An 11,494-nucleotide genomic window follows, 5' to 3' on the forward strand; every position below is an offset into this window, starting at 1 on the left:
GATACCATACTTAGACTCTACAAAATCTTCTATACATGTAAAAACAATTGATGAGCAATTTGAAAGCAAGTTATTGGACATCGAAAATCTAAGGGTTAAGGTGTCGACGGTTTCGCTTGAAGCAGCACACCTAATGAACGCTTACTTTTGTAAACAATACCCTTGCAATATCATTTACTCAGTTGATAGTTTAAAATATTATTTCAGTCGTAAATAGTCTGTCGGGGTGCGGATCATATAACGCTGCTGGCACATTTACGATAGCTCGGCCAGCACCGATGCTTGCAAAGGGTTATTCAATAGTGACTAGTCCAGTTATAATGTAACCTCCCCTTTTATCGGACTGGGTTAAGATAGACCTTTCTGTGTATTTCACCAGAATTAGTTATCTTTGGGTATGACTAAGACCTTTAACCCTGTAGTTTCTAAGGACGAGTTGATTTCGAGACTTTTGGAACAGAAAGACCAGATAAAGTCCATGGGAGTTTGCAGATTAGCTTTATTTGGTTCAATTTCCCGGGATGAGTTAACCGATTCAAGTGATGTTGATTTTTATATTGAACTTGAAGCTACCAAGCAAACATTCAGGAATTTCAATTTAATTTACGATTTTCTTGAGGCTATCACAGGCCGGCCGATTGATGTTGTTACGCCCGATTCGTTGAATAAATACATCGGACCTCATATTTTACGCAGCCTTGAAGAAGTCCCAATCGCCGCTTGAACGCATTCGCCATATTCAGGATGAGTGTCAGTTTTTAGTAACGCACACTAATTCAAAAGCGTTAGTCGATTTAGAAAGTGATCCGGTATTAAGCCGGGCAGTTATTCGAAGTCTAGAAATAATTGGTGAAGCTGTTAAGAATTTGCCTGACGAAATCAAGAATAAATATCCTGCAATAGAATGGAAAAGTATTTCTCGCATGAGAGATCGGCTTATTCATCATTACGACGGAGTGGATATGGTAATTGTTAATGACGCTATACATACGGAAATTCCTCAACTTTATAAAGCAATTCAAGAGTTGCTCCAAAGTTAAATAGCGTAACTAATCCCACATTCTTGCGTCAAAACCTAACCAGCAAACCAACCTACCAGCCCACCGCGCCGAAGGTGTGCGCGTTCGGTAGTCTGCCTGCCGAAGCGGCAGCTCAGGCAGGTCGAATCTCCAGCCGCTTCACTTCCTTTTCCTTCCCACCTGAACCCGTTGTAAAGTCGCTCTCTCCCATTTCTCCAAATCTCCCCCGGTGATAACAAATATGGGGTGGGGCCTGATCCGCTTCCGCTTCTTTACATCCTGAAACTTTTCCCGACACCGCACCCGGAGCTTGCCAAGTAAATGCTCCGTTTCAAAACGCATCTGCCCCCGCGTTACCGGTAATGCCGCCGGATTACCTATACGCCCAATCTTCTTACGATCGAAACGATAACCACGCTTCGTTGCTTCGGCGTAAACTGCCAGCAGATATTGATTGATGCAATCCAGAGGCCTGCCTGACTCCCAGAAACGTGTTAACTGGGGATGATGACGATAGCCATTGGTCTTACCCTCCAGCACATGCTTCGCACGGAGTGCTTCCCGCCACAACGCCACCAGACCACGCACGTCCAAATTTTCCGGATGTAAGGACCATAGTCTCATCGCCTTCCAAAATTAGTAATGTTAAAGGCAACTCATCTCTCCCACCGCGACTTTCTGCCGCCTCCCCCCCCCCAGCCTTTTTTATATATTTACAGTTATAATTCCACGCCATGCGCTTCGCTTTCCTCTTGCCCCTCCTTTCTTTTATTACCGGCTCCTCTTTTGCACAGAGCACCTGCTGTAAATACGGCGCCATGAATCCTCTCCATGAAAAATTTGCGGAATCACCTGCCCTCCAGGCCGATAACCTGCGTTCTGATACCATCAATATTCTCAAATACAGCATCACCCTCGATATCACCGATTTTACAACCGATACCGTGCGCGGTAACTGTGCGGTAAGGTTCGCGCCAAGGATGAATAACGTAAATACCCTCAGTCTGGACCTGCTTAAACTGACCATTGACTCGGTGCGCATCAGCGGTAATCCCGCGCCCTTTTCCTATAACGATACACTCCTCATTATCGCTTTGCCTTTTACTCACACCACAACTGATACCAGCACCGTAAGCATTTACTACCATGGCAAACCGCAACAGGACGCCAGCGGATGGGGCGGATGGTACAACCAGGGAAATTACGCCTACAACCTGGGAGTGGGCTTCGCCGCCGATCCACATGTGTTCGGAAGAATCTGGTTCCCCTGCTTCGATAACTTTGTGGAACGCAGCAAGTACAAAATGATCATTACCACCAATGCCGGCAAGATTGCCTACTGCAACGGGGCGCTTACGAAGGACACCACTGTTTCCGGAAACCGCGTTCGGACCTGGGAACTGAACGAAGAAATTCCAACCTACCTTGCCTCCGTTTCTGTAGCGCCCTACACGCATGTGAATCAAACCTTCTCAGGTATCAACGGCACGGTACCCGTGATGCTCACCGCACAGCCCGCCGACACCACCAATATGAAAAACTCTTTCATTAATCTCAGTGGTGCCTTTGGTACTTTCGAAAACCGGTACGGACCTTACAGGTGGAACCGTGTGGGTTTCTGCCTGGTGCCTTTCAACAGCGGTGCTATGGAACATGCTACCAATATCTCCTATCCGCTATCCGCTGCCAATGGCTCCACTGCACTCGAATACCTGATGGCTCACGAGTTCTCCCATCACTGGTGGGGGGATCTGGTTACTTGCCGCACCCAGGGTGATATGTGGATCAATGAAGGTCTGGCTTCCTATTCCGAAGCGATTTTTATGGAAGGTATTTATGGTTATGGGAATTACATCTCTTACATCAAAAACAATCACGACTTCGTGGTACATTACACCCATATTACCGATGGTGCCTACCGTGCACTCTCCGGAATGCCTCATGCCTACACCTACGGCGATCATACTTATAAAAAAGGATCCGATGTGGCGCATACACTGCGCGGATACCTCGGAGATTCGCTGTTCTTCGCCGGATTGCAGTATATCCAGAACAATTTCCAGTACACAGACATTGATGCGGTTGACTTCCGCGATGCCATGAGCACCGCAACGGGGGTCAATATGAATAATTTCTTTAACGACTGGGTGCTGAATCCGGGCTTCCCGCATTTCTCTGTTGACTCAGCCGTTGCTGTTCCGAACGGGAATAACTTTGATGTCACCGTTTTCCTGAAACAAAAGATTACCGGCGCTCCCGCACTGTTCAATGGGGTTCCTCTCAAATTGTACTTCCGTTCCGCCGGATGGTCACTCGAAATGCGCAATGTAAGCATGTCGGGTGCCACCGCAAATTTTACTTTCACGCTGCCGTTTAACCCGGTATTCACGGGTGTAAATGTGGAACGACTCATCAGCGATGCGAAAACCACGGACGAAAAGGTAATTAAGACCACCGGGTTTCACTTCGCGAATAACGCTGCGGGTAGAATGCGGGTGCAGATAAACAATACCTCCATTACCACCGACTCTGCCTACCTGTTTATCGAACACAGCTACGCAGCTCCCGATCCCCATCTTTCCTGGGGAATTCCCTACCGCCTCAGCCCGGGCAGATTCTGGAAAGTATCCGGAATATTCCCCCCCGGATTCGACGCAACCGGATACATCACTTACGATGGCCGTAATACTACCTCCGGTGGCGGCGGTTACCTCGACAATGCTCTGCTTCCTACCAACAACCTGGAGGATTCTGTTGTTCTGCTCTACCGCCCCGATACCCGCTCCGACTGGTACGAGTATCCCTGGTACACAAAAAACACCGGCGTTCTCACAGATAAGTTCGGAAATATTGTAATTGATTCACTCCTCCCGGGGGAATATACCATCGGAAGGCATGATTACACCTTATCACTTCCGGGCAGTACAGGTGTAAGCACCGATCTGAATATTTACCCCAACCCGGCGCAGGACGAAGTATATATAATGTGCGGGGAAAACAATGCCTGGGATCTTTTCGTACACGATCTAAGTGGCAGAGAAATCTACCGGAGGCATCAGGTACAGGGAACCCTGGCACTGTCGCTGTTCGGCTTTGAGCAGGGAATCTACCTTATTACGGTCAGAGGAACATCCGGTATCCGCAGGGGAAAGCTGGTGGTGCAGTGATCAGAGCCGGATACCAATAACCAGTACATCGTCTGTTTGGTGCTGCTTGCCTTTCCACGATTCGAAATCGGAAAGCAATTTCTTTTCCTGTACGTCTGCCGGTAGTGCCGAATAACTTTCGACCAGCTGATAGAATTTTCGCAGCATGAATTTCTTGCCGCTGTCTCCACCGAACTGATCCGCATACCCGTCGGAAAAAACATATACCATGTCGCCTTTGCGGAATGCTTTGTGATGGCCGGTGAAAGCGGTTTCTAAATCCTTTACACCCCCTACGGAGTAGCGATCTCCTTTGATTACTTCCGAGCGACCCTCGCTGACAAAAACGACAGGGCGTACCGCGCCGGCAAACTGAAAGGTACTTTGCGCAAGGTCAAAACAGATCAGGGCCACATCCATCCCGTCCATGCTGGAACGCTGGGTTACATCCTTATTGAGTGCCGATACCACTTTGGCATGCAACAGGTTTAATAAATCCTCCGGCGTACGGCCGGGGTGCTCCTTCACGGTCTCCTCCAGAAAATTGAGTCCCACCATGCTCATCAGCGCTCCGGGAACACCATGTCCGGTGCAGTCGGCCACCGCAACAATTACTTTACTGCCGTATTTATACACCCAGTAAAAATCACCACTCACAATATCTCTCGGCCTCTGCAGGATAAAGCATTCGGGGAAAAAGCTGCGCAGCACCTCCGGGGGTGGCTGAATCGCACTCTGGATCCGGCGCGCGTAATTGATGGAGTCGGTAATATCCTTGCTTTTTTCTTCAATGATTTTATTTTTCTCTTCCAGCAACCGGTTTGCTTTCCGCTTTTCGAAAAGCCGGTACATGACCAATCCGAGCAAAATCATGAATAATACGATTCCCAGCATAAGCAGGATATTTGCCCTGCTTTTCTGGGCAATCTTCTCCTCTCCGAGCATCCTTTCCTTACTTAGAAAATCAATTTCCTGTTGCTTTTTCTCAAGATCAAAACGGGCAGAAAGGTCCGCCATTTCTTTCGTTTTGGTTTCATTGAGAATGGAATCATTCAGCGCAATGAGCCCGGTTTGTACATCGAGTGCTTTTTTATAATCCCCCAGTCCACGGTAGATTTTAATAAGACTTGAATAAGCATGTACCACATCCCGGCGCGAGCCGGTCGCCCTTGCCAGTTTCAGGCCTTCCTCCACATAGAGCAAAGCCGCTTTGAAGTTTTTCTCACTGATATACGACTCCCCGATATTATTCATTCCTGCGCCATAGGCCCGAAGATCCCCCAGCTCTTTATATACATTGGCGCCCATCTGAAAATACTCGCGCGCCTTTGTATAATCACCCATATCATTATACACCGCACCGTTATTTGTGAGGATATTTCCGATCTGAACCTTGTCGCCAATGTTCTGAAAAACCCGTACTGCCCTGGCGGAGTATTCGAAATACTTCTTGTAATCTTCTGCGTAATAATGATTGAGTGCCAGATTCCCGATTGCAAAAGCAAAATTTACAGAATCCCCCCCCTTACCTGCCAGCTCCATACACTTTAAGAAATAAGTTTCTGCTGACGGATACTCTTTCAGGTACTGGTGTACCAGTCCGATATTATTATAGTTCTGTGTTAATCCCAGATCATTCTTGCTTTCTGCGTTGATACGCGCCGCCTCAAGAAATTTTTCGAGCGCATTTTTGTAATCCCCCTGGTACAGGTAAACAACTCCCATGTTATGCAAAACACTGGCGATTCCTTTTCCCCCCTTCAGGTGCAGCAGTTTCAGTGATTTCTCGTACCACCGGAGTGCCTCCGGATACATCCCCTTTCCCTCGTGAATCATCCCAAAATTCTCGTAACTCTGGGCGAGACCAACGGTATCCCCTATTCGCAGAGCCAACTCCTCCGCCATTTTCCCGTATTCGAAAGCCAGTTTGGGTTCCGAATTCTGTAGATGATAAGAAATATCGGTTAACATTTTCACCTTTTTAGCATCCTCTGCGAGCGAACCAAGAAGGCGGATCAAACTGTCGGCCTTAGGCTTGCTCTGTGCAGTGAGAAGCAGAGGGAACATGGCCGGAAGAAGAAGAAGAAGGAACCGTGCGAGCATTCTGTTCAAAATTAATCGAATTACATCGACTTTTTAGATATTTTTGAACGAATGGGATATTCCAGTCTTCGTTCTGCAATAGAAGACCTGCGCAAAGCCGGGCAATTGCTGCATATACCAGAAGAAGTAGATCCCGAGCTGGAGATGGCCGCCATTCACCGGCAGATTAACAACATCGCCGGACCGGCCATTTACTTCGAAAAGGTTAAAGGCTCCCCCTTCCCTGCTGTATCCAATCTGTTCGGAACAATGGACCGTGCCCGGTTTCTGTTCCGCGACGAGCTTCCCCTGGTGAAAAAGGTGATGAAAATGAAGCAGGATCCGTCAGCGATTCTTAACCGGCCATGGAAACATCTTGGTGAAATAATGGCCGCCAGAAAGGCCTTTCCGCAAAAAACCAATACCCTCACATCTCTAAGCGGGCGCTGCCGCCTGTCGGACCTTCCCGCGCTCAGAAGCTGGCCCCTCGACGGAGGAAAATTCATCACCCTTCCTTTGGTTTATACCGAAGACCCGGAACTACCGGGAGTGAAACATTCTAACCTGGGAATGTACCGGGTTCAGATCAGCGGTAATGAGTATCTGCCGGAGCAGGAGATGGGACTGCATTACCAGATCCACCGCGGCATTGGCATCCATCATACCAAAGCGGCCGCAAAGAATGAACCGCTCCGGGTGACTGTTTTTACAGGAGGATCTCCTGCACATACGCTGGCGGCAATCATGCCTCTTCCGGAAGGAATTTCCGAACTAATGTTCGCCGGACTTCTGGCAGGGAGAAAATTTCACTACGGTTACCATGGGGGGTATTTTATCCCGGCCGACGCCGACTTTGTAATCACCGGCACCATTGATCACGGCACCGTTAAGCCGGAAGGCCCCTTTGGAGATCACCTGGGATATTATTCCCTCGCACATCCCTTCCCCGTAATGAAAGTTGACGGCGTCTTCCACAGAAAAGATCCCATTTGGCCCTTTACCGTGGTGGGAAGACCGAGGCAGGAAGACAGTGTGTTCGGAGAACTCATTCATGAACTTACAGGAGACCTGATTCCTTCGGAAATTCCCGGGGTAAAAGAAGTACACGCAGTAGACGAGGCCGGCGTGCATCCCCTTCTGCTGGCAACCGGGAAGGAACGGTATACGCCCTATTCCGAAGACCAACGCCCCGCTGAACTGCTCACCACCGCGAACCGTATACTGGGAACCGGGCAACTGAGCCTGGCCAAATTTCTGTTTATCGCTACAGACAGCAGGCAGACCCCTTCCGTACATGACACAAAAGAATTTTTCCGTCATATGCTGGAACGTATTGATACGCAAACCGACCTCCATTTTCATACAGAAACTACCGCAGATACGCTGGACTACAGCGGAACGGGACTTAACCGCGGAAGTAAACTGGTGATTGCCGCCGGAAAGATGAAACGCAGAACCGCTGAAGAAAAAATACCCGACGGTTTGAACCTCACCGGTTGTCATTCCCCCACCCTGATTCTCCCCGGCATTCTTACGATGAGTGCTCCTGTATGGATCGCGCGGGAAGAGGCGGATAAACAACTGCACCGCTGGGCCACGGAACTTGGAAATTATCCCGGTGAGACTTTTAAAGGGGAAACACGCATTCCCCTGGTGATCTTCACTGACGAGAATACCATTTCCGCCACCGACGCTTTCCGCGACTGGCTCTGGGTAACCTTTACCCGGTGCAATCCATCCCATGATGTGGAAGGTGTGAACAGCTTTATTTCGTACAAACACTGGGGCTGTAAGGGCTCCTTACTTTTTGATGCCCGCATTAAAAAACATCACGCTCCTGTTCTGCGCCCTGATGAAGCGGCAGAATCGCGGGCCGAGGCGCTGATCCGGAAGTACTCACGAACCTCCCGCTAAGGGATTTTCCTTATTTTGGCATAATAAATGCATTGCCGCTTTTAAAACCCGCACCTATGAATCGTTTCTACATTGTTCTTGGAAGTATCTTACTGATTTTAAGCTGCTTAAGCCCTATATCTTCCTCCGCGCAAACCGCTGACGGCGGGGTAGGCAACCGCTGGAATTTTGGTTTCAACATGGGCGGAATGTGGCAGGAAAAGAATGAAGTTGAAAAGAATAAAGCCGGGATAGCCGGAGGCTTCACCTTTGGTCGCCATTATCTGTATAACACGAACAGTCCGGTTTACCTGGGCTTGCGATTCCGGTATCTGGCCGGATTAACATATGGGAAGGACTATCACCGTTCCCGCGGTTTGCTGAACAATAATGTGCTCAATGGCACTTATGATCCGTTGCTGGATTACGATTCAATTCCCGGATATTATTTTCATAACTATCGCACCACGGTGGGAGAAATGAGTCTTGAATTGTCGCTCGGTTTGAACAAGCTCCGCAAACGAACCGGAATTCTACTCTATGTATTCGGCGGCGTTGGAATCAGCAGTCATCTTACCCGAATGAATGTAAGCGGTCCTATCGGTGCTTATGATTATACACAGATTGATACCACCAGTGTAGCCGCTACCAAGGACGATCTGGATTTTATGTATGATCTCAATTATGAAACATTTGCCGAGGGTAATAAGGATGGGAAAGAGGTTTATCATTTCTCTGCCACGGGCGGGATTGGTTTAGGAAAGATGCTGGGAAAACATGTTGCATTAGGAATGGAATATAAAGTAACCCAGCCTCTTACCGGCGAGTACCGGATGGATGGAAAGAACTGGGACAATAATAACATACGAATTACGGGATCGCCGCAGTATCATTACTGGGGAGGTTACATAAAATTATTCTGGGGAGGCGGACATACACATACCACACCGCGCGACACACATGTTGTACATCATCACAATCCGCCGCCGCCGCCAAGCGGAATTCCTCCGCAGATCGTTATCACCGATCCCGGAATGAATTTTACCACACCGTACGAACGTGTAACCATTCGCGGAACAGTTACCAATATCAATTACCAGAGCAGCATCAGGGTAAAAGTGAATGGTATGACTCATACGGACTTCATGTGGAATTCTTCCACCAAAGGAATTTCCATCAACACACCACTCCGTCCGGGTCCGAACCTTGTGGAGATCAGAGCTACAAACCAGTGGGGAGCAGATGAGAAAAGCATTACGATCAATTATCAGCAGCCTGTCAATCTGCGTCCGGCCCCTGTTGTAAACATCACCGTGCCGGGAAGCGGAACCTTTACCACCGGCAGCAGCATGCAGAATGTAACGGCGATGGTGCTGAACATTGATAACGGCTCGCAAATTCAGGTGAGCCTGAATTATCAGCCCCTGACCAGTTTCTACTACGATGTGACTTCAAAGCAACTCAGCTTCACAGCGGTTCTGAATCAGGGAAACAACCCTGTAGTGATTACTGCAACGAATGAGTCCGGAACAGGCAGTGCCTCGGTAGTGATCAACTATATGCCGGTAAGCACCGGAGCAAAACCGATCATTACCATACTCAATCCGCCGGTGAACCCTTCCAACAGCACCATGAGTGTGGCGAATGTAAGTGCCCAGGTACTCAATGTAAGCGGCCCGGCCGCAATCACAGTGAAAGCAAATAATGTAAATCTGCCTTTCCAGTACAGCAACAGCAACAAGAGCCTGCAGTTTCAGGTTCCGCTGATGCCCGGCGCCAATACGGTGATCATCACCGCCACGAATCAGTTCGGAATGGATTCAAAGGCTGTAACCATCAATTACATTGAACTGGCTCCACCACAGAAACCGGAAGTTATTTTTACCAACCCCGCTGTAGATCCTTATGCCCATCCTGTACAAAGCATGATGGTGACCGCGGATATTCATCATGTGAATTCCTCCGCCGACATCCAGGTAACATTTAACGGAATTCCCGTAAATTCTTTTTCCTATAACCCGTCCACCGATCAGTTCGCCTTGCAGGTGAGTCTGGTACAAGGTGCCAACGTGATGGTGATTGGAGCGGTGAACAACGCCGGCATGGATTCCAAGTCGACTACTATTATTTACCAGCCGGTACAACAGACACCGAAACCGATTGTAACTATTACAAACCCTGCTGTCAATCCTTATAATACAGGAGTAAATACGCATTCCGTATCGGCCACCATACTCAATATTACGTCGCAGGGACAGATTATTGCCGATCATAATGGCATTCCCACCACCAATTTCACTTACAATACCACCACAAAGGTGCTGAACATGAATGTAAACCTGATTAACGGAGCCAATGTGGTAACCATCAAGGCTACCAACTCTGCCGGATCAGACGCAAAGAACGTTACGATCAACTATGTACAGCAAATGCCGAAGCCGGTGGTAACCATCACCATTCCCAACACCAATCCGTTTACTACCAGCAATCTTGCTCCGAATATCAATGCCACCGTTCTGAATGTACCTGCTGCAAACGCCATTAGTGTTACGGTGAACGGCAACCCCTATCCGAACTTTATCTACAGCACCACCACCAAAATCCTTTCCATGAGTCCGGTGCTGCTGCATGGCGCAAACAATATCACGATCACTGCCACCAATGCCTCCGGCAGCGATGCCAAGAGCCAGGTGATCAATGTGATTGACCAGCCAAAACCGGTACTTCCCGTGGTAACCATTACTACCCCGGCTTCGAACCCCTACGCCTCAAAAGACTGCAAGCTGAAAGTGATCGCCACCATTGATCACATCCTGGGGCAAAACGATATTTCCGTAACCATGAACGGTAATCCATTCACTGCTTTCACATGGAACGGAACTACAAAAACACTGGACATTAACAGCACACAGAACGTCGGCAATTCCTACACCTTCCTGATTACGGCCACCAACCAGTGGGGATCGGACGCCAAATCAGTAACCATTAACTGTCCGACAACGGTGAATACCCCTTCGCCCACACCGCCGCCGGTAGTAACAATCACACAACCGAATCCTGCTACCGTAAACATCACCGGTTTGTGTCAGGTGAATATATCCGCCACCATTCAGAATGTTTCCTCACCGAATGAAATCACTGTAAAACGGAATGGCCAGCCCTGGACCAATTATCTTTGGAACCCGGTATTGAAAGTACTCACGATCAATGCCCCCATGATGAATGCCGGCAACTACGTTTTTGAGATCCGTGCTACAACCAGTGCCGGCAGCGATGCAAAAACGGTAACCTACAATTGTCAGGATGCGCCTCCCCCCCCGCCGCCCCCCCCACCCCGGCAAACACCGCCCACCG

General features: G+C 48.7%; 7 protein-coding genes. 5 read left to right on the forward strand and 2 right to left on the reverse strand.

What is annotated here, in order from left to right; genetic code table 11:
- The first annotated feature begins 397 nt into the window (after positions 1-397).
- Complete coding sequence (locus tag IT233_12760; GenBank protein MCC7303503.1) at positions 398-724, forward strand: nucleotidyltransferase domain-containing protein; 327 nt, start codon at positions 398-400, stop codon at positions 722-724.
- Positions 699-1,040 (forward strand): DUF86 domain-containing protein, encoded by a 342-nt coding sequence (locus IT233_12765; protein ID MCC7303504.1) that lies wholly within the window; start codon positions 699-701, stop codon positions 1,038-1,040. Before IT233_12760 ends, IT233_12765 begins: the two co-directional genes overlap by 26 nt.
- 138 nt (positions 1,041-1,178) lie before the next feature.
- On the opposite strand, the gene IT233_12770 is transcribed toward IT233_12765, so the two are convergent.
- Positions 1,179-1,643, reverse strand: a complete 465-nt coding sequence (locus IT233_12770) for a DNA lyase (GenBank protein ID MCC7303505.1) — start codon at positions 1,641-1,643, stop codon at positions 1,179-1,181.
- 110 nt (positions 1,644-1,753) lie between these two features.
- Between IT233_12770 and IT233_12775 the strand changes: the two genes are divergently transcribed.
- Positions 1,754-4,186, forward strand: a complete 2,433-nt coding sequence (locus IT233_12775) for a T9SS type A sorting domain-containing protein (GenBank protein ID MCC7303506.1) — start codon at positions 1,754-1,756, stop codon at positions 4,184-4,186.
- Here the strand turns inward: IT233_12775 and IT233_12780 are convergent, their stop codons facing one another.
- A complete protein-coding gene (locus tag IT233_12780; protein ID MCC7303507.1) occupies positions 4,187-6,268 on the reverse strand; it encodes a tetratricopeptide repeat protein in 2,082 nt (693 codons plus the stop codon).
- Between the two features lie 51 nt (positions 6,269-6,319).
- Between IT233_12780 and IT233_12785 the strand changes: the two genes are divergently transcribed.
- Positions 6,320-8,161: a UbiD family decarboxylase gene (locus tag IT233_12785; protein ID MCC7303508.1), complete on the forward strand. Its 1,842-nt coding sequence runs from the start codon at positions 6,320-6,322 to the stop codon at positions 8,159-8,161.
- A 56-nt stretch (positions 8,162-8,217) separates the two neighbouring features.
- The coding region (locus IT233_12790; GenBank protein MCC7303509.1) for a hypothetical protein at positions 8,218-11,494 on the forward strand (3,277 nt) is incomplete at its 3' end.

Source organism: Bacteroidia bacterium (assembly GCA_020852255.1).
GTDB lineage: Bacteria > Bacteroidota > Bacteroidia > JADZBD01 > JADZBD01 > JADZBD01.